This window comes from Mucilaginibacter robiniae (genome assembly GCF_012849215.1).
In the GTDB taxonomy this organism is placed as follows: Bacteria; Bacteroidota; Bacteroidia; order Sphingobacteriales; family Sphingobacteriaceae; genus Mucilaginibacter; species Mucilaginibacter robiniae.
This window is the reverse complement of record NZ_CP051682.1, coordinates 3,646,108-3,668,025: the sequence shown is the minus strand read 5'-3', so window position 1 is coordinate 3,668,025 and position 21,918 is coordinate 3,646,108. Positions and strand designations below refer to the sequence as shown.

Annotated in this window: 10 protein-coding genes; all 10 read right to left on the bottom strand. The window is 40.7% G+C overall.

Going from position 1 to position 21,918, the window contains the following annotated elements; genetic code table 11:
• Positions 1–11: 11 nt before the first annotated feature.
• Positions 12–3,254: a SusC/RagA family TonB-linked outer membrane protein gene (locus HH214_RS16110; protein ID WP_169609332.1), complete on the bottom strand. Its 3,243-nt coding sequence runs from the start codon at positions 3,252–3,254 to the stop codon at positions 12–14.
• Positions 3,255–3,397: 143 nt separating this feature from the next.
• A complete protein-coding gene (locus HH214_RS16105; protein WP_169609330.1) occupies positions 3,398–4,093 on the bottom strand; it encodes a DUF3826 domain-containing protein in 696 nt (231 codons plus the stop codon).
• Positions 4,094–4,095: 2 nt separating this feature from the next.
• The gene (locus HH214_RS16100; RefSeq protein ID WP_169609328.1) at positions 4,096–5,712 is read right to left on the bottom strand and encodes a fucose isomerase; all 1,617 of its coding nucleotides are present in this window, start codon (positions 5,710–5,712) and stop codon (positions 4,096–4,098) included.
• Positions 5,713–6,095: 383 nt separating this feature from the next.
• Positions 6,096–7,028, bottom strand: a complete 933-nt coding sequence (locus HH214_RS16095) for a dihydrodipicolinate synthase family protein (protein WP_169609327.1) — start codon at positions 7,026–7,028, stop codon at positions 6,096–6,098.
• Positions 7,029–7,067: 39 nt separating this feature from the next.
• Positions 7,068–8,636 carry a sodium:solute symporter gene (locus HH214_RS16090; protein ID WP_169609324.1) on the bottom strand — a complete coding sequence of 523 codons (1,569 nt, stop codon included), beginning with the start codon at positions 8,634–8,636 and terminating at the stop codon, positions 7,068–7,070.
• Between the two features lie 260 nt (positions 8,637–8,896).
• The gene (locus HH214_RS16085; protein ID WP_169609323.1) at positions 8,897–11,302 is read right to left on the bottom strand and encodes a glycoside hydrolase family 2 TIM barrel-domain containing protein; all 2,406 of its coding nucleotides are present in this window, start codon (positions 11,300–11,302) and stop codon (positions 8,897–8,899) included.
• 116 nt (positions 11,303–11,418) lie between these two features.
• Positions 11,419–12,561, bottom strand: a complete 1,143-nt coding sequence (locus tag HH214_RS16080) for a glycoside hydrolase family protein (RefSeq protein ID WP_169609321.1) — start codon at positions 12,559–12,561, stop codon at positions 11,419–11,421.
• Between the two features lie 53 nt (positions 12,562–12,614).
• A complete protein-coding gene (locus HH214_RS16075; RefSeq protein ID WP_169609319.1) occupies positions 12,615–15,437 on the bottom strand; it encodes a family 78 glycoside hydrolase catalytic domain in 2,823 nt (940 codons plus the stop codon).
• Between the two features lie 23 nt (positions 15,438–15,460).
• A complete protein-coding gene (locus HH214_RS16070; RefSeq protein WP_169609317.1) occupies positions 15,461–19,042 on the bottom strand; it encodes a malectin domain-containing carbohydrate-binding protein in 3,582 nt (1,193 codons plus the stop codon).
• Between the two features lie 14 nt (positions 19,043–19,056).
• Positions 19,057–21,918 (bottom strand): glycoside hydrolase family 95 protein, encoded by a 2,862-nt coding sequence (locus HH214_RS16065; RefSeq protein WP_169609315.1) that lies wholly within the window; start codon positions 21,916–21,918, stop codon positions 19,057–19,059.

The window sequence follows — 21,918 nt, the reverse complement described above, 5'->3', positions numbered from 1 at the left end:
TATTTGAATATTTAAAACCCAACATTTAAACCCAAAGAGAATGTTCTAAGACTAGGATAAGAATAGACGTCAGTTTGAAAATCTCTGTAATGGTTTGGAAAAGGATTAATAAATTGTACAGGATTAGTAGCTACTACATAGAACCGGGCACTAGCTATACCTACTTTACTAGTAATATTGGTAGGTAATGTATAACTTAGATTTGCGCTGGTAATATTTAATGTGGTAGCCCGTACTAGCCAAAAATCAGTTGCTACTTGATAATCGGAAGCATAATATGGATTAGGATATTTAGCGTTTACGTTAGTAGGAGTCCAATGGTCAGCCCAATATACAGGTCTGTTACCTTCTGTAACTGCATAGTTTGAACTGCCATTTTGAGCAGGCTTCAGGCCAGTAATTGTTGCCCAACCTCCCCATGACATACCTGCAATCACATTTAAATTTAATCCTCCATAGCCCACATTGAAGTTTAATCCTAGGCTGTTGTGATTACTAGATTTATGTGTTAGATATTTACGATCATTATCATCAATTACTCCATCACCATTTAAATCCACATAGTTTATCATCCCTGGTTTAATAACCTGACTATAGATTTTAACGTTATTTGCTCCACCAGCTGCTGCCTGTCTTTGAGCGATAATAGCATCTGCATCTGCCTGAGTTCGGATTATACCAGCAGATTGTAAGCCAAAAACACCTGCGTCACTTGATTTACCAGTTAAATCTTGTACAGTACCTACTAAGCCAGAAGATAGATCATAACGAATCAGTTTATTATCACTCCAGGTAAAGAATGGACTAAAACCATAGCTAAATTTTTTACCAAGGTGATCTCTCCAAGAAGCACTTATTTCATAACCAAAAGTATTTACAATACTGTAGTTTTCAGTAGGTGGAGATGTACCTATAGTTACAGGAACTGATCCGCTTAATGTAGTTAATAAATCGTAGCTATGATTCCAGAAGTAATCAGCACTTACAGATAGGCGATTTTTCAGGAATTGCATATCAACTCCATAGTTTGTTTTAAAACTATGATCCCACGTTACATTAACATTTGGTAATGCATTATTAGTTTGGATACCATTACCTCTCAGGCCTTCATTAAATACAGCGCCGCCACTACCACCTGTACCTACTTTATAAGAAGATTGATATTGGTAGTTTTTTGTATTATCGCTACCCGCTAAACCAAATGAAGCTCTAAATTTTAACAAGTCAACAAAAGGGAGTTTATTTTTTATGAACGGTTCTTCAGAAGCCACCCATCCTAATGAACCTTCTGGAAAGTAGCCATATTGATGTCCTTCTGCAAATCGAGAAGATCCGTCAACACGTAGTACAGCTTGGAATAAATACTTATTTGCATAATCGTAATTTAACCGATTTATATAAGATAAAAATCCAAATTGACTAATATTTGAAGCCTGATTAGACGTTTGTGTACCAGTGGTAAAGTTCTGGTTATCATAACCACCTAATATAACTCCAGATACTGCTGCAGCCACACCTTCATTGTAGGTTTCTCGTTGTTCATATAACGATATGAAGTTAATACTGTGCTTACCAAAAGTACGATTGTAAGTAATACCAGCATCTAACTGATAACTGCTAGCATAACTTGGTGTTAAACGTACAGTATTACCATTATCAATAGGATAAATGTTTAAAAGAGTACCACCAGGAATATGATTGTTATTACCAGTACCAGAATATTGATAGTAGTTGAATGTGGTACCGTATTGCTTATTCCAGGCATTGTTGATGTTTTTGTTCATCGTTACTGTAGCTGTTAAGCCTTTTATGCCTGGTATTTGATATGTAATTTTTCCTAACATGTTAGTTACTGTAGTATTACCACCAGTATAGTTGTTAGAATTTTGGATCAGGAAAAAGTTTACGTTATCAATTCCTCCATTATTTGCTGTTCCTAATAATACAGGGTTACCGTTGATAAAATATTTTTGCCATGGCTGAACAGATTCAAGAGTAGTGGCATCATTGTCTAAGCTTTCAGTTGTACTTTTTAACTTATACCAATAACTTCTGTTATAAGAATAATCATCACTGAGGGATAAGAATACAGTTAAGCCTTTAGCTGGTTTAGCTTCAACACTAGCTCTTAGCCCATATTTATAAGAATTTACACCTTTAAAGTTAGAATTCTGATTTACATAATTTCCACCAATAAAATAAGTTACTTTATCACTGCCGCCACTTATATTAATAGCTTCACGCAGAACATAAGCAGTTTTAAAAGCTTGCTTCATGTAGTCTGTATTGTTAGCTGGATTTGCTATATAAGCTAATTCATCAGGTGTGTACCAATTTGTATTTCTGGTAGTAGCCAATGAATTTGTAGAAGCTGTATAAAGGTATCCTTCAGGATTAATATAATTGCCAGCAGTTTGACCAGCTTGTGCTTGCAAATAATCATTGATAAAGGTAGCTAGTTGTGTACCATTCAACATTTTAGGCAATTGTGTAGCATTAGATGCACCTACTGAACTACTCAAGCTAATTCGAGGAGCACCAGGTCGGCCTCTTTTAGTACGCACGATTAGAACGCCGTTGGCACCTTGAACACCATAAATTGAAGCTTCAGCATCTTTCAATATAGATACACTTTCAATCTCATTCTGGTCCAGCAAATCAAAATCCGCTTGGGTTCTAATTACATCATCAATTACAAATAAAGGGTTAGTACCTTGACCATCTTTAGAATATGATACTGGATTACGAATAGTAATAGTAGTACCTTGTCCAGGACGAGCAGTACCGCCTGAAACACTTAAACCAGGTACTGTACCTCTTAAAGCAGCAGTTATACTTAGCGCTGGAATGTCTTCCACCTTTTTCAAATCAACAGTTGCTACCGAGCCTGTAAGTGAAACCTTTTTTGTTTCACCATAACCCACTACAACTACATCATTCAAACTAGTTTCAGTTGATGGATTTAATTTAATATTCAAATTGTTCTGGCCCGGCTTTAAAGTTTGTTCTTGCAAAGCATAGCCAATGTAAGTAATGGTTAAAGTTACATTTTGCAGGTTAGTAGCCTTCAATGTAAACTTGCCATTAACGTCTGTTTGCGTACCTATGGTACTGCCTTTAATTTTAACACTTACCCCTACTAAAGGCTCATTTTTGTCGGCACTGGTAATAATACCTTCAATAGTTCTGTTTTGTGCGAATGCCGAATACGCAAAAAGAGGCAGCAGTAAAATTAACAAGTAAAGTTTCTTCATCTCTTCATTTAATGTGGTTCATAAATTGGTTTTCTTTTTAAAATTGGTTTAGTGTTTTGTGGTTATTTTATCCATAGCTTCAATTATTAGGGTGTAAATTCTTTATGAAAGTTATTTGTGATAAGGTTTAAATTTATTATCTCTTAGCTATTTTTGGGTTTAAAGCCCCGTGCTTTCCATTCCGTTTCTTCTTTTTTCATATCATATCCTTCTTTAGATAGATAGTTGTTGATGCGGCCTTTGTACTTGCCAAACCAGGCATGTTTAGCGTTAGATGATTCGGCATCGATAGCATGCTCTCTGGCTTCTAACAGCCAATCCATAATCTGCTTTTTTTGCACGTCAGTTAGTTCAGACACTTCATTTAGGTAAGCGGTATAGGTAACGTGCAATACATCGTAAGTCATGCCATCTTTAATCTGATCTACCTGAGCGGGGGTTAAGCCAGCTTTTGCCAAGCTCTTCAAATATTTAGGATGCAGCTTGTCCACTTTAGTACTAACTTTTGCATCCAGCTCTTTCAGCTTAGCTGATGCTTGGTCTTTGTTATCACCCGCTTCTCTTTTAATAATTACTTTTTGCGTGTCTCTATCAGCATAAATGTCATTAAGATCACTGTATTGCTTAGCAATAATTTTGGTTACTTTTAATGCTTTTGCTGAATCCGTAAGGCCCAATTTAGATACAATTTTTGCTGAACGATCAAAAACCACCTTTTGGTAAGCTGCTTGTTTTTCGACTGCTGTTTGTTGAGCTTTTACAGGCGCAGTGTATCCTATCCATAGGGTAAAAATTGCAACTGTTAGTTGTATTGCTTTGCTAATATTTATTCGATTCATGCTTAGTTCCAGTTAATATCTCCGCAGAAATGTACAATTAAACCTAATTCGGCCATGGCAGCCGCCTTGGTGCGGCAAGCTTGATGTGCTTTGGCTTCATTATCGGCATATACTACCTGTATGTGGTTAGCTTTATGGCGTGCCATCATCTGGTTGCGCGTAACACCTTTAAGGGTAGCGCTCATTATTGGCCATTGCGGTGTAGTAAGTTCCCAACGGCGTTGTGTTTCTGCTTCAGGCAGCAGCACCGATTCACCAACGCCAATATCGCAATGCAGCTGATTATTCATTACATAAACACGGCTCCATACAATGTGCCCAGGTTTACTGATACCCTTTAAACTACCGCCGCCCAAACGGAAATACATAGGTGGCTGGCGTTCGCTTGAAGCTCCGGCATAACCATCAATAAAGTGAGCCGGTGGCGCAGCGCCCGAAATCAAAAACACCCATACAAAATCATTGATATTGCCACCAGTAAATTGTTCGCCCCAACGTAAATCATGCAACGTAGTTTCGCCTTGCATGCCTAGCTCTTTCCATAAATGATAAGTTACTAAGGCATCTAATCCGGCACATTCATCTACTTCATTAAAGTGCGGTAAAGCATCACCCGCATACAACTCTTCACCAGTTTCTGCAAAAACCGGCGGCCGGTCTTGATTATTCAAAAGCCCTTCGGTTAAATCACTGGCTGCTGTCAAATCTTTTAATCCTTGTTGATATTGAATACCGATAGTTGCACAACCAAACTCATCAGCAATGCGGGTAGCCGCTATGTACATTTTACATTGTTCCAGCGTTTGCTCTTTAGTCAGCTCGGTAGCAGCATCAATGCCCCAATTAAAGTGCATGCCTTTATTTTGAAGCCAAGTAAGTACAGCTTGAGCCTCCTCATCCTTTACCTTCTGCATAGCTGCGTATAAAGAAGATTGGCTTAAACGCTCTTTGAAAGTACCGGTAGCGTGTAGTAAATCATCAGGCACAATAGCGTTGTACATTCCCATACAACCTTCATCAAAAACGCCCATGATGGCTTTATTTGTTTTGTACCTGCGGGCAAACTCACGACCAAGAGCTTCATCAGCCTGCGGAATAGTTACAGATTCAAAACTTTGAACATGACTTTCATCATGTGTGATATTTCCGGTTTCAAACCATTCTTTAAGCTTTTGTGTAAAAAACTCATCTTCAAAATCTTCACTCCATAACGTGCTGTATTTTACATCAGCTTTAGTGAGTGAACCATTTAAATTCAGCATACCTACTAAGCCTGGCCATGTTCCGCTCCAATTGGCTAAGGTTAAAATAGATCCTTTATGTGTGGTTAAACCAGGCAGAACATGGTGCGTATATTGCCAAACACTTTCAGCCACAATAAGCGGCTGTTCTGGGTCAATGCCACGAAATACTTCGATGCCCATTTTTTGCGAGTCAATAAAACCATGCTCTTTTTCGTTATTGTAGGGATGTGCACGTTTTACAGTCCAGCCTTGTTTTTCAATAGCTGCAGTAAGCATAGCTTCCATTTCTTGCTGGGCAGGCCAACAGTTTTGATTGGCAGAAAGCCTTAAATCGCCACTAGCTACTAATAAAACTTGTTTTTTACTATTTTCCATCAACATATATTTAGGCTATTCTGACACAGATTGCTTATCTGAGAGATAAACTTTAACCTTTAGGCAGCTAAAACCTTTTACCCACTAAAAATCCAAATAAGCTGTTATGATTCAGCAATTTAAATACAGTACAAGATTATTGTTTATAATTTATCGTCTGACTTTTCAGACAGGTTAGTACTACAAATATCAAAAATGAGGTATCCTTTTTTTGATATTTTTTTATCCTCTTATTATAGGATATTAGCATCCTATACAAGCAATAGGAATACAATATACCTAACTTAAAACATAATTTTTCAATTTACCAGAACTCCTAATTTTTTTGAATGTAGTGTATTTTTGGTAATAAAGTATGTTGTACAATAATTTATTAAACTAATTTATACAACAGCTTCAACACCACATTCTTCTTGAAGGCGTGAATAGCTTTGGTACAATTGATCTATGTTTTGTTGAATTGATGTTGTAAAGTCACCAACTTTACGGCGTGTAAAGGTTGACATATTTAATCCACGTTTTTGCAGATAGTATTTAGCTGTTGTAGGATATACATGGTGCATCACATCCATATTATCAACCAAGAATTGTTGTACTTTATCTATTTCATTTGTTAGCGCCGGATTATTATAATTATCGCACAACCAAACTATCAACTCGGGAAAATAGTTGCCCTGAATACATGATAAACCTGCCGAACCTGCTTTTAAAGTTTCTACAGCGTGAGCCATATAAGCATCATACAATCCAAAGTTATAGCCTTGTGTTAAGGCCAGTTTATCTTTAATTTGATTGATATCTAAGCTGGTATCTTTATGATAGATTATTCTGCCTGTTTGTACAAAGTGCTGCAATTGCTCGGCCGAGAGTGCTCGTTTATAAGGATCCGGACATTCATAAAACCCAATAGGCACATCACCAGTTAATTGCAATAAGCGGTCGGCAGCGTTCATGAAAACTTCTGCTGTTTCATTTTGGCTTGCCAGTAAGCTGGTAATTGCTATTACGGCTTGCACACCGGTATCATATATTTGCTTTACAAAGTCGGCTTGTTGTTCAATTGGTCCGCCAAAAGTGCCGGTAGCAACTACTGGAACTGAACCACCAGCTACTTTAACTACATGCCTGGTTACCTGTAAACGTTCCTGTGCACTTAACTCGTACATCTCACTAGATAGACAGTTGGCAAATAAACCTGATGCCCCCGCTTTCAGGTAAAACTCAGTAAGCTCGGTTAGTGCATTATAATCTACTTTACCTTCATCAGTAAACGGTGTTAGCATTACGGGTATAAAGCCCTTTTTAGTATTTTGCATAGTGATTATGTAAGAAAATGCCTTTTATTTATTCAATGGTTATGATGATACTCTAACTGGAGCTTTACCCCTTACTTTGGTTAAAAGCACACCCGTTAAGAAGATGACCAGCGTACCAATTACGATCACCATATCTTGGTGTAATTGGTTGCGTAACATGCTATAATTATCCGGTATTAGGTTAGATAGAGATAGCCAAACAATGACTAATATACCCACCATAATAGCCACCTTAGCTTCATGATTATGTGTTTGCCGACTAATAATGCCCAACAAAAACAACCCTAGCATACCGCCGGCAAAAACACCTGATAATTGCCACCATATATCCAGCACACTCTTTACCCCTATCATAGCTATTCCAGATGCAATACCCGCAACACCAGCTACTACCGTAGCTACATGCAAAAGCCGCAATGTTTGCTTTTCGTTCATATTACGTTTGAAATAGCGTTGGTAAATATCTACCGAGAATACGGTAGCCGAGGCATTCATACCAGAACTGATGGTACTCATGGCTGCTGAAAGAATAGCCGAAATAATCAAGCCCACCAATCCGGTCGGAATTTTATTGACAATGAAATTTGGCATCACTTTGTCGCCATAATCTTCGGGCTTAAGCTGTGCAGCCATTTGGGCAATCTGGCTTGCCGATGCACCTGGCATTCTTTCCATGACCACCTGTTGCCGAATAGTTTCTGTTAATTCAGGATGCAGATTGTAATAAGCAAACAACCCAGAACCTATAATGCAAAACAATAATGAAGCCGGTACATAGATATAAACACAAAGCCAAATGGATTTGGCGGCTTGTTTGGCTGATGCTGCGGTATGATAACGCTGCACATAATTCTGGTCCATACCAAAATTATTCAGGTTGATAAAGAACCCATATAACAGTACCACCCAAAAAGTAGGCTCTTTGAGGTTGAGCGACATGCTCCCTAAACTAAACTTCTGGTTATCAACGCCGATCTTCACCAATTGTGGTACTCCACCTGGCATGTTAGTGATGATAATGTAGATAATAAGTAAGGCACCGAAGGTTTTGACTATACCTTGTACAACTTCGGTCCAAATTACTGCTTCAATCCCTCCCAGCACGGTATATATAATAATAACGATGCCCATACTCAGCATAATTAGTTTCATGCTAAAACCGGTAAGGGCTTGCAAACTGAGGGCTATACCAAAAAATATGGAGCCCATGCGGGCCAGTTGTGTCAATAGAAAGCAAACTACCGCATACGTACGCGCCCATGGGCCAAAACGGTGTTCAAAATGGCTATACGCCGATACCTCACCCGTACTACGATAAAATGGTACAAAGTATTTAGTAGCAAACCAGGCAGCCAGCGGCATTGATATACTAAATACAAAGGCATTCCAGTTACCGCCAAAGGTTTTACCCGGCACCCCCAAAAATGTATTACTACTTAAAAACGTAGCATAGATAGATATACCAATAGCCCAGCCGGGTATCAAGCCAGAAGCTTTAGTAAACTGTTCGGCATTCTTGTTACGACGCGAAAAGTAAAAGCCAACTAACAGCATAGCGCACATGTAAAGTGCAATTACACTCAAGTCTAGCGTGGGCAGGTTCTTCATTCAGTTTAACAGGTACAATAACTGGTTACAGCTCATGCAAACCTAATTGGTAAGATTTTACATGTATTAGCAAAGCTATTTTATAAAGGCTGTTTTATACTATAGCATTTTTGCCATGTATTGTATAATGTTATCCTGCTGTTTAAAAGGTTTATGCATGTTTCTATTTAACTTAGTTAATTATTAACAAACAAGCTCACTCCAATTATTCATTAAGTGAATAAGTGGAGTGAGCTTGTTTATAGAATTTTCGCTTTTTACTACCTAGCGCGAATAATAACCTTTGTTTTCGGCATGCCTTCCGCTTGTGCTGTAAGCGTGATGATACCGGCATTTTGTTTAGCTTGTACGATAGCCAAACATAAACCATGAAAAGCTTTGTGCTGGCTTGCTTTAAAAGGCTCCATACTTGTTGGCGAGCCATTATCTACACCAGCCATAACACCAGGACCTGTAATATTAAATTGTATCAGGTTATCAGCATTAGATACTACATGGCCGTTTTTATCTAACACAGATACGGTAATGTATGACAAATCTCGTCCGTCTGCTTTTATGGATGCACGATCAACATCCAGTTTAATTTGTGCCGGAGGCCCCGCTGTATAAATTTCTTCTGTTTTAATAATCCGGCCGCTTTTACGTGAAATTGCTTTTAGCGTACCTGGCTGGTATGGCACTTTCCAGCTCACATGCAAATCATCGTTCTGTTTTGCCCGTGTACCTAATGATTGTCCGTTCAAGAACAATTCTACTTCATCTGCCTGGCTATAGTAAGCCCACACATCTATAGTTTCACCCGGATTGTGGTTCCAATGTGGTAGTAAGTGCAATACAGGCTTATCTGTCCACTCGCTTTGGTACATGTAATATACATCTTTGGGGAAGCCTGCTAAATCCACGATACCGTAATAAGAACTACGTGCCGGCCAGGCGTAAGGAACAGGTTCGCCGATATAATCAAAACCGGTCCAAACAAACAAACCTGATAGGAAATCATATTTTTTGATAATCTTCCAGGTTTCTTCATGGGTTGTTCCCCAGTATGCAGCTACATTATCGTAAGCAGTAACGGCTACTTCCGGATTACCTTTTGCAAACTTTTCTTTGGAGCTATGAGGCCAGTGGCGGGTAGTGTCGGTAGGCGTATCATAAAACCCGCGCGTTTCCAGAGCCGACATAGTTTCGGTAGCAATAAACTTCTGGTTAGGATAGTTTTTAGGAAAGTTGGCATATACTTCCTGATGGTAGTTCAACCCTACCAAATCTAACGCGCCTGATTGATAGATAAAGTTCTTTTTAGGGTCTGATTCGCTCAAGGCAGAAGTTACCGGACGCGTATTGTCCAGTTTTTTTACAATACTTACCAATTCACGGGCAATGGTAATACCGGTGCTATCAAATTGTTCACGTATCTCGTTACCTATACTCCACAAGAAAACGCTCGGATGATTGCGATCACGTTTAACCTGATCTTCTAAATCGCGCTTATGCCACTTTTTAAAATCTTCATGATAGTCGTGCTTGTTTTTCTTTTTCTCCCACATATCAAAAGCTTCATCCATTACGATAAAGCCCATGCGATCACATAAATCTAAAAACTCCGGAGCTGGTGGGTTGTGCGAAGTACGAATAGCATTGCAACCCATATCCTTTAATATTTGTAGCTGCCGTTCCATAGCGCGGGTGTTTACAGCCGCACCTAGTGCACCTTCATCATGATGCAAGCATACGCCCTTTATTTTTACAGATTCACCGTTTAAGAAAAAGCCTCTCTGTACATCAAAATTAAAATAGCGTATGCCTAAAGTGTGTTGCTCATTATCTACCACCTGTTTACCGGATAATAATTGCAACACTACTTTGTACAGGTAAGGATGATCTATCGACCATAAGTTTGGATGACCGACAATGATATTTTGGCTTACGGTTGCTAAAGTATCGCCGTTGCCTACAGACGTAATAATACTATTCACCAACTCTCCTGATGCGGTGTAAATGGAAGCTTTCAATCGCAGGTTATCTTCATTAACCATCACCTGTGTTTGAAAGTTAATAATAGCTCTGTTACCACTAACGTCAGCCGTTTTAATAAAAGCGCCCCCTTCTGGAATGTAAGATTTGCCGGTACTTGTCATCCACACATGGCGGTAAATACCCGAACCTGAATACCAGCGTGAGTTGGGCTGACCAGAATTATCAACTTTTACCGCAATTACGTTTGAGCCACCAAATTGCAGATAAGGGGTTAAATTATACTGAAAAGAGATGTAACCATTGGGCCGCTTACCCAGATAGTGCCCATTAATCCATACCTCGCTATTGCGGTAAACCCCATCAAAGTTTATAAAGAAATTTTTGTCTTTTAAAGCGGCTGGAAGCGTGAATATTTTACGATACCAACCTATACCGGCAGGTAAGCCGCCTTCCGCCTGCGTTGTTGCGTTTTTCTCGTCAAAAGCACCTTCAATGCTCCAGTCATGCGGCAGGTTGAGTGAACGCCAAGACCCCGCATTATAGTTTACATTTCGGGCTAAGCTATCATCACCTAAGTAAAAAAGCCAGTCGTTATCAAAGCTTTTTATCGTGCGGGCACCCGGTTGAGCTAGGGCTGTTGTTAGACTTAATATCCAGACTAAAGTTATACTAAACCATTTTAGTTGCATGAAGCGCAGATTAAATTTTAAATTAAAAAAAGTTAAAGCAAACGACTAAAGTAAGCCATTTGCTTTAACTGATGTAGATTGTACAATAATTATCCAATCAGGCTTTTACACCTAATTTACTTTTTTCTTTTTGATGGTGGTGGCTCCACAAAGTTAACTGTACTGCGGCCCAAATCTTTAGATGTAGCTACGGCAATACCGCGTTGATCGGCCTTGTTAACGGCGCAATAGTAATGATAAATTACACCTTTGTATTTAATGACAAATGATTTATGAGCAAAAACCTCATCATAAGCGCCTGCCGTTTCCGTAGGTTTAATCAGACTTTCTCCCTGCCAGTCGGTCCAGTTTATTAGATCGTAAGAACAAGCAAAGCGATTGAAGGCACCTCCCCTATCTTTCCAGAAAGCCCCAAAGTAGAACATTACCCATACGTTGCCCATTCTTTGTAAATACGGATCGCCGGTGATACCTACATTATGGTTTAAAACCGGGTTAAGACCAAAACGTTCCCAGTGCAGCATGTCGTCAGATACCGCCATACCGATACGTTCGGCACCCCGTTTCTTATTCAGGCTGTCGCCGTTGGCATTGTAATACATCACAAACGGGTGACCAGTAGTTTTAGCCTTGTCCCAGATGATAGTTTCTTTGTACAACGTATGGTTATCCCACCAATGTACATTACTATCGGTAGCTGTTAACACCGGATGATTTAACCGTTGCCACTGGTGGATGGTGGATGGGTCTTGAGTGGTGTATGCAATACCAATAGAAAGCAATCCTTTTTCATAACCCCGATCATGCCCGCCAAAATAACTCATCCAATATTTACCATTATATTTTTGCAATTGGTAGGTGCCGCCCCATTTGGTATCTTCCAGAGCTACGTAGCCAGCTTTCTGATTATTATCCCAATCGGTAGTATCCGAAAATGAAAGAATACGGCCTTGCGTTTTCCAATGCAGCAAATCTTTACTATCAGCCATCCAGGTTTCGTAGCCACGACCATTGAAGATGATATACGTCATGTACCATTTATTACCTTTACGAAACACAGTAGGGCAATCAGCCTTTTGTGAATTGTCTGTTGGTGCGATTACCAAACCATATTTGTAAGGCGTTTTAACCTGCTCATAAACTTCCTGCATTACTTTTTCCGGAACTTTATTTTTTTCAGATTGCGCGCTACTCTCTGCTGCAAACAGTAGGCTGGCAATCCATAGCAGGCCAAATTTTATGAACTTAGATTGATGCATTATTGAATTGATTCTATTAATTGTCACTCTCGTTTTTACTTATAATGTATTTATTATTTAGCTATAAAATGATAATTGCCAGAACCCACTTGTACCACTACTTTACTTTCTTGATATTTTAAACCTTGAAGGGCTTGCCCGTTCATAGTTACCTTTGCATGCTGGCTTGCTGGTAAGTAAACGGTAGCTGTACTATTAGCCGGAACTTCAATATTCAGCTCAAACTGATCTGCTTTTTTCTGCCAGCTGCTTTTTACAGTCCCGTATGGGGTATGCGTGGCTGCTTTAACATAAGTGATGTCTCCTACAGGTTCAGGCCGAATTTCAATATGCCGGAAGCCAATATCACCCGGCGCTTGCCTTATACCAGCCAAACCGCTATAAAACCATTCCATAATATGCCCCAGCATTAAGTGGTTGTTTGATACCGATGCCAACCCCTGCCATGATTCGGTGAGTGCCGTGGCGCCATGAGCCAATTGATAACCATATCCCGGTACATCTGTACGGCTATTCATATCAAAAATAACATCCGAGCGGCCGGCATCATCCAGTACCCGAAGCAGGTAACGATAGCCAATATCACCTGCGGTAAGGGCATTGTTACGACCACGTATATCTTGCACAATATTGTTGACCACTGCGGCTTTATATTGTGGCTCTACCAAACCCATGTAAACCGCCATTGCATTAGCGGTTTGGCTACCTGTTCCGTATTGCTTAGTTTCAGCGTTAAAGAAAGTTTTATTAAATGCGTTTTTGACCTCAACAGCCAGTTTATTGTACCGAGTAGCATCGGCAGCTTTATTTAAAAGAGTAGCAACTTGTGCAGCAATTTCTAAATCATAGTAATAAATGGCTGTTGCGGTAATTCCTTTGGTAGTATTTTGTGAAAAGCCAGGATCTTTCGGCCCAATGTCATACCAATCACCTAAACCTTGTGTTAAGATATGGTTATTAGCTTTTGCAGCTAAATAATCCAGATAACGCCGCATCATTGAATAGCTATTGGCAAGCACTTGTTTATCGCCATACCACTGATAAAGGTACCAGGGCAAAATAATGCTGTTACTCCCCCACTCCGGCGAATCACGAAAAACATCGCCAAACTCGGTAAACTCGGGTGCTATTTCGGGTATTAAACCGTTAGTTGTTTGTGCTAGCTCCATATCGCTAATACACTTACGACTTAGATTAGCAATATCATAATTGTAGCGGAGGGAACTACCAACCAAATGTACTTCTTCCAGCCAGCCCAATTTTTCACGATGCGGACAGTCGGTAAATACGCTAGCCATATTGCTGCGGATAGCCCAATCAATCAAGTTGAAAGTTTTATTAAACAACTCATTGGAGCAGGTAAACTCCCCAACGGCTGGTGCTGCATTGTGCGTATGTAAGCTTTTTATGCCTACTACAACAGGTAACTGCTGATTATTGGCTTCACCTTGTGGTACAACATTTTCTACCTGTGCATACCGGAACCCGTAATAAGTAAACCGCGGCTGCCAGGTTTCTACCCCATTGCCTTTCAAAATATACTGGAAGTAATAAGGGTTACCCGAACCTTTTTGATTGATGGTACCCTCTGCATTGAGTAACTCGGCCGGATAGATGCGAACCGTGTCTCCTCTTTTACCTTTTACCTGAATTTGCACAATACCTGATAAGTTTTGGCCAAAATCATACACCACTCTGTTTTTTACTATAGGCTGAGTAATGGGCGCTTGTGTACCATCTTTGTTAATTTTAGGTTTGTACTGCCCTGTAAAACCAGAACCCAGTTGCTTTACACTTTGTGTCGAAAACTGTTGAAAAACTTTCAATGGTTCTTCCAATTGTGCATTGAGCATAGGTGAACCCTCTACCAAAATCACGTTTTTCCAACTGTTGTCTTTAAAATTAGCCGTATTCCAGCCGGGTTGCTCTTTGTTAGCATCATAATCTTCACCACCGTAAATGCTGGTAAAAATGATAGGGCTTTGCGCGGTTTTCCAGTTTGTGTCACTTACCACATTACTGGTTGAGCCATCCTGGTATTCAATAGCCAAACGGCATATCATTTTGGGATAGCCGTAAGCCCCAGTCAGTTTTCGGTAACGTTCATCACGTGGAATGTAGTAAAACCCGTTGCCCAGCATTACACCAATGGCATTGTTCCCCTGCTTCACTTGTTGGGTCACATCAAAAGGTACGTATAATGCTTGTTTATCATAAGCTGTCCATCCCGGATCCAGAAAATGATCGCCTACTTTATTCCCATTGATGTTTAACTCAAAATGACCTAAGCCACAAATGTATATGGTGGCTTTTTTAATTGGCTTATTTACATTGAATGTTTTACGTAATAAGGGCAATACATCATTAGCTGTGCCCATTTTTTTAGGGCCGCGTAAATGGATAAGCGGAGCATGGCGCTCCGAATCGGGTAGCTTATCATAAGCTATCCAGCGGGCAGATTTCCAATCGGCAACCGTAAGTAATCCCATTTGCCATTGAGCAGCATGGCTCCAGCCAGAATTATGATTTTGGTTATCCCAAATCATAACTTTCCAGTAATAGGTTTTGGCCGCTTGCAAGGCTTTGCCATGACACAACACCTGTATTGAGGCTGATGAACTAATTTTTTTTGAATCCCAGCAATTACCTATGTTTTTATCCAGATCAGCATTATTATCGGCTACTATAACACGATAGGCGGTTTGTAGAATGTTACGCCCATTACTTTGTAACGTCCAGCTTAGCTTGGGAGAAGTTGCTTCAATCCCTAACGGATTATTTTTGTATTCGCATTGTAAATCAACCACCTTGATGGCCTGTGCCCATAAGGTTAAAGGCGATAACAAAACCAATAGTATATACAGTCTCTTTTTCATTTTGATATATCAACAGCCGTTTCTTACTGCATTTCAACGCCTGATAAGTTTAATCCTTCAGCATCTGTGGCAGTAATGATGAGCCGGTAATTACCTGCATTAATGCTGGTACCGGTACTGGTTGCTATAGTACCTGACTTACCTTTTTTTACGGGTTTGAAAATCAAATCTTCTTGCTTCATTACCGTACCATCAGCCATTTGCAATTCCATTTTGCCGGTCAGCACTTTATCGGTCAAATTATAATATTTAATCCGTAAAGCGTAAGTATCGGCCACTCCTGGCGACAAGTTGAAAGTAGCCGTTCCATGAGCTGGCTGTGTAAAGCGGATAACCTTTTTATTATTCATGGTATCCTGTACAGCACCGGTGCTACTGGCCAAAGCGTTATCAGCTTTATAGTTAACGGTTGGGCGCAAATCGGTAGCAGGTTCTAAGGTAATGGCAGGTAGTACGGCAGCCAAATACATCAAACTACCTGAATTCTTCCCTAAGGTTATCTGCTCATTCTTTTTAAAGAACTTGCGATATAAGGGTAACTGCGTTCCATTCCCTTTATCAATGCTTACCGATAAACCAGTAACTTCATAACCTTGCAACCAATCAGGCCATTTATAAGCCGGTACATTACTAGCTACATATACACTACCATCTGCTCCCATGGTAAAATGTATTTCTCTATCCCTCTGACCTAAAGCATTGGAAGTTTGAATCCAATCAGCTCCATACAACACCGGTGGCAAATTATTAATGGTTGATGATTCATTAAGATATGGATGGTCGCCTAAATCTAACCAGTGACGTAGTGCAACAGAGGTGTTATTACTTAAATTTTGTACAATGCCATCATTGACTTGATGTACAGCCGGCACAGTTTTGTTAAGCGTACTTACAGTTATGGCCGAAATAATAGCTTCGCCAGCGGCAATATGTGGAAACGAAATTTCTAACTGCCCGCCGGTAATATGTGCAGTAACCGTTTTCTTTAAAGCATGGTTATAGCCGGATTCTTTCCAAATATCTAAGTTCCGGATAACTGTTTTTTTATTGACTGCTACATCAAACAACCGCCAGCCGGTGCAATCCAAACCTCCACCTGTACCATACCAAGGCTCGTTAAAGTAAAGTTCAATACGGTAATCACCATCCGGTACCGGGAAGCAATAACGCAATTTGTTCATGCCATACCGATAGGTTTGAAATAAATGGCTATCGCTGGTACCCTGTACCGGATCAAACGTGCGTTGCTGACTGGCAAAGAACGCAGGCATTCCCTCGTAATCATCCGTCCACGATTGCGAGCCCCAACTTTGCGCTCCGTTTTTATGCACATCCGCCATCCAGGTATTACCATTCTGGTCTTTATATTCTGGTCCGCCGCAATTAACCCTATATAGGTATTTATAATTTGGGGCAGGTAGTAGCATACTGTTATCGGCTTGATATAGTTGCTGTACATGTGGCGCGGCTGGTAAATGGTTCAGCACAACCACATCATTGGTTACGGCTTTACCATGCACATATCCTACCGCATACAACACGTTATATTGTACATTTACACCATCCCATTGAAAGTGCGTACCTATACCATTTCGTTTCCTTCTGCCCAATGATGTTGTTTTAACATCATTAAACAACTCCACTTCATCACAATTGGAGTAAACCGTAATGCTATCTTTTTTACCCGGTTTAAGCCAGCGGTTAGGCCAGGTGTGCGATACGATATAAACCATGGGCTCTTTACCGGCATTAGCATAATTAGCCCGGTACATATAAAAAGCATCCAAAGGCTGGCCCCAAGGGGTAAACAAACCTTTATAATTGATAGGTCCAACTCGGTCTAGTTCACGCAAGCCTTCCCCACCTTGTACACGTCCAGGGTTTTCATGCGAATACAACAACCACTGAAACTGACCAGCCACTCTGTCTTTTACAGATTCGGCCAATCGTACCTTAGTTTCCATCAGCTGCGTCATCCGGTCTTCGCTTAAGGGGCCATTTTGTGCAAATGGTCCTTCTGTATGCAAGTCCAAACTACGCCATGCACCGTACTCCCCTACCAGGATTTGCTTTTGTAAATCTTCACCATAAGTTAACGGGTTTCCACCGTAGGTACCGGTCCAGTTTTGCGGCACATCCCAATCCGTACCCGAACCACCATTGCAAGTGGTTACTTTACGTTGCGAAGATGCCGTAGGGTCCATTTTCCGTATAATGGCCGTACACTCCCGTGCAAAATCAGCAGGTAGTTTACTTTCATTTTCTAAGCCCCACAAAATAACCGACGGACTATTACGTCGTTCTTTAATCCAATCGCGCAGCAGCGCTTTGTAGTTTTCTTTAAATTCGGGGGTATCAAACCAAATATGTGCCGAATATTGAGGCCACCACAATAAGCCTAACTTGTCCCAATACTTTTGATACTCTAGGTTATGGGGTTGATGTGCGTCACGAAAAGCGTTAAAGCCTGCGGCTCTAACCTGCATAACTCTTGCTTTTATTTCCTGCGCACTAAAAGCCTGGCTTTGCCCCATCAAATGCTCGTATTCGGCAATGCCATTAATAAATATCGGCTTACCATTTAGATAGAACCTTCCATCACCATTGTTACGCCCGATAGGCCAGCTTACCCAGCGAATACCATAAGGTGTACGGGTTTCGTCAATTACTTTTCCGTTTTCGGTAATTTGGGTAAGTACTGTATAGAGATATGGATTTTCTAACGACCACAAATGCACATTTTTTAAACCAGCAAACTGTTGTGGTACGATAGTGCTTGCATTGGGTGTTAAAGATATTTGCACCTGCTGCGTGGCTACGTTTTTACCAGTTGCATCCAGTAGCTGATTAACAATAGTTACTTTTTTTGCCTGCTTACTGTAATTTTTAACTTCTGTTTCTAAATGCAAGGTAGCCTGCTCGGTCGTAACCGTCGTATCATTCCAAATGTGAACACCGAATGGTTCAATACATGTACCATTCGTCACCAGTAAATGTACTGGCCTGAAAATACCCATAGGCTGTGAACCTTCAGAGAAACCTCCCTCATCAGAACAACCGCCGCATACCCAAGGCAAATCTTTAATAAAAGCCGGATGGTCGGCACGTACGCATAACAAATTGGGCTGATTAAACCGGATGATGTTTGTTACATTCAGCGTAAATGTGGTACGCCCGCCGGCATGATAACCTACTTTCTGGCCATTAAGCCATACCGTAGCATAAGAACCTACTCCTTCAAAATACAAAAAGTATTCACGATTAGTTTGATCGGGTTTTACGGTAAATGTTTTCCGGTACCAGGCGTAGCCATGCAGGTTACCATGTTTCAAACGACGATAGCCACCGTAAGTATCCCAATTGTGCGGAACATCTACTACTGGCCAGGCTTTATCATTGAAATTTGCCTTTTCAAATCCTTGATGAGCATTTTGGTTATGCTCATCCTCTGTGGTGCTCCAGCCGGTATTTAACAATAAATCGCGCCGTAAAGGTTGCTGGGCAAAACTATTGAAGGTTATCAACATACCTGCAACAGCAACTGTTAGCCTAATGAAAAAAGCACGACAACGCTGATTAAAGTAAACTGCTGATAAACTAAACATGATGTGTAATAAAATTATAGTTGCTTTAAGCTGCCGTTAAACCGGTAAACTTTGCCGCGTTGTGTAGGGAAACTAATTTCTTTGCCTTGATACTTAATGGTACAGGGGCTACCCACATCTGACCTGACTTCTACCTGCTGTAAAGCACCTTTTTGCCAGCTTAGGTTCAGCGTAAAACCACCACGTGCACGAATACCTTTTACTTCTCCATTGGGTAAGGCTGATGGTAGAGCTGGAAGTAAATCTAAATACCCCATTTGGCTTTGTAAGAGCATTTCGCTTACGCCTGCTGCTCCTCCGAAATTACCATCAATCTGGAATGGTGCATGTGAATCAAACATGTTATGGTAAATACCACCTTTTTCATGATTAGGCACTGCATCTGCTGGTGATAATAGTTTAGTTAGCATCAGGTAAGCATGGTCACCTTCGTGCATGCGGGCCCAGATGTTTGTTTTCCAGGCAATGCTCCATCCTGTACCTTCATCACCTCTGAAAATCATGGATTGTTTAGCAGCTTTCATGAGTGCTGAAGTATTCCAGGTAATATCTGTACCTGGGTAAACACCCCACATATGTGACACATGCCGGTGGTCATCTTTAGGGTCGTCTTTATCTTCCATCCACTCCTGCAACTGGCCGTATTTGCCTATTTTATTAGGCGCTATCTGATTGTATTTGCCTTGCAACACCTTACCGAAGGCAGCATCGGTGCCTAATATTTTTTCAGCAGCTATACAGTTCTTCAATAAGTCGCGAATAATCTGATGATCCATAGTTGGACCGGCTACCAAGCCACCATGTTCAGGCGAGTTAGAAGGTACACTGATGAGATAACCTGTTTTTGGATCTTTGATTAAGAAATCTACAAAAAACTCGGCAGCGCTCTTCATCACCGGGTAGGCACGTGTGCGCAGAAACTCTTTATCGTGCGTAAATTCATAATGCTCCCACAACTGATGGCAAAGCCAGGCTGCCCCGGTTACCCATATCCCATGATTGGATGCGTTTACGGGTGCCGTACCCCGCCATAAATCGGTATTATGATGTAGCACCCAGCCATGAGCTCCATAATGTGCTTTAGCTGTAAGCTGCCCGGTTTGGGTCAGATCATCTATAAAATTAAATAACGGTTGACTACAAGCTGATAGGTTCAACACCTCGGCAGGCCAGTAATTCATTTCCAGGTTGATGTTGGTGGTGAATTTACTACCCCAAGGTGGCGTTAATAAATCGTTCCAGATACCTTGTAAATTAGCCGGCATGAAACCTGGGCGGGATGAGGATATCAGTAAATAACGTCCGTACTGCACATACAACGAAATTAATGAAGGGTCATCTACATTGTTAAAGTGTAATATACGTTCATCGGTCGGCATACCGGCATTCTTACCTTCTCCGAGATTGATACTGAATAAATTAAAATAATTTTGATAATCGCGAATGTGTGCCGCTTTAATGGCAGCATAGCTTTTATCTTTCAGCTTCTGTATAGTTTGCTTACAAGCAGCATCAGGATCACCCGACACATCATGATAGTTTTTAAAACTGGTAGCCGCAGCCAGATAGAATGTAGCCTCATTAGCCCCAACTATAGCAATGCCATCGTTGGTAACGTTTAATGTACCGCCACTGCTTTCCGCTTTTAAGTAAGTAACACCTTTAAGTACCCCATTACGTACCTTCAATGAGAGTTCCAGTGTATGGTCATCTATTTTTCGGATGGTAACTGCTTTATGTAAGCTTTTCAATACCGCATTCAACGTAATTTTGCCGGGTTGGCTAGCTGTTAAGTGCATAGCAATTACCTGATCGGGTGCGCTTGAAAAGTATTCGCGGGTGTAAGTAGTGCCGTTACTAGTATAAGTTACATGCGCTGTAGCATTGCTAATATCCAGATCACGTTTATAGCCAGTTACATCGCCATGTTTAGGGAATTGCAGATACACATCAGCAAAAGGCTGATAATCGGCATTATAGCGTGGAAAAGCAGGTACATTGTCATCCTGAATCCAGTACTTCCAGGTTCTGCTTAATGGAATTCCAGCTTCCGGGGTACTATCTTCAGGGTAAACCATTAACTCTTTGTATGCGCTGGTTAAACCACCTTTATCATAAAAATTGATGACCTGAACAGCAATTTGGTTAGTGCCCGTATGCCATACAGAGGCCGGTGTTTTGTAGCGGCGATAATTGGTTGTATCCGTGTTGCCTACCAATGTTCCGTTTACATAAGTATAATCAATATCCCGTATGCGGCCTAAACTTAAAACCAGCTTTTTACCGGCCCATTCGGCAGGAATGTTTACGGTACTCCGAAACCATACGGCACCATCTAATCCTTCAAAGCCAGGAGTAGTTTCCCATCCTTTTTCGGTTGGTAGGTTAATGTGCTTCCAACCCTGATCGTTATAATTGGTAGCAGCAGGGGCTGTATTGTTACGAACACTTTTATACCAGGCAGCTTTCAGGGTAGTATAATCATCTTCATTATCCTTTTTACCCATGAAGTGTTGCTCGGCTAAAGCTTCGGCTTCTTTTTGCTTACCTTCAAACAGTAACTTACGTATAGTAGGCAAATATTGTACGGCTCCTTCACGCTGGTAAGCACGTGGTCGGCCGGTCCATAAGGTTTGCTCATTGAACTGAACACGTTCTGTATCCACACCGCCGAATATCATCCCTCCCAATCTGCCATTACCAATAGGTAAAGCATCCGTCCACTTTTGTGAAGGTTTATTATACCAGAGTTTTAAGGCTTGCGTTTGTGCTGATAAATCATGATGACACCCCAACAAACAGATAATAAGAAAACTGCCTTTTACCAACTTACAACGGCGTAATCGCTTTACGTCTAAAAGGGATATGTTTATCAT

Coding starts and splice junctions, on each gene's coding strand:
- HH214_RS16110 (WP_169609332.1), bottom strand. CDS start 3,254: ATGAAGAAACTTTACTTGTTAATTTTACTGCTGCCTCTTTTTGCGTAT.
- HH214_RS16105 (WP_169609330.1), bottom strand. CDS start 4,093: ATGAATCGAATAAATATTAGCAAAGCAATACAACTAACAGTTGCAATT.
- HH214_RS16100 (WP_169609328.1), bottom strand. CDS start 5,712: ATGGAAAATAGTAAAAAACAAGTTTTATTAGTAGCTAGTGGCGATTTA.
- HH214_RS16095 (WP_169609327.1), bottom strand. CDS start 7,028: ATGCAAAATACTAAAAAGGGCTTTATACCCGTAATGCTAACACCGTTT.
- HH214_RS16090 (WP_169609324.1), bottom strand. CDS start 8,636: ATGAAGAACCTGCCCACGCTAGACTTGAGTGTAATTGCACTTTACATG.
- HH214_RS16085 (WP_169609323.1), bottom strand. CDS start 11,302: ATGCAACTAAAATGGTTTAGTATAACTTTAGTCTGGATATTAAGTCTA.
- HH214_RS16080 (WP_169609321.1), bottom strand. CDS start 12,561: ATGCATCAATCTAAGTTCATAAAATTTGGCCTGCTATGGATTGCCAGC.
- HH214_RS16075 (WP_169609319.1), bottom strand. CDS start 15,437: ATGAAAAAGAGACTGTATATACTATTGGTTTTGTTATCGCCTTTAACC.
- HH214_RS16070 (WP_169609317.1), bottom strand. CDS start 19,042: ATGTTTAGTTTATCAGCAGTTTACTTTAATCAGCGTTGTCGTGCTTTT.
- HH214_RS16065 (WP_169609315.1), bottom strand. CDS start 21,918: ATGATAAACATATCCCTTTTAGACGTAAAGCGATTACGCCGTTGTAAG.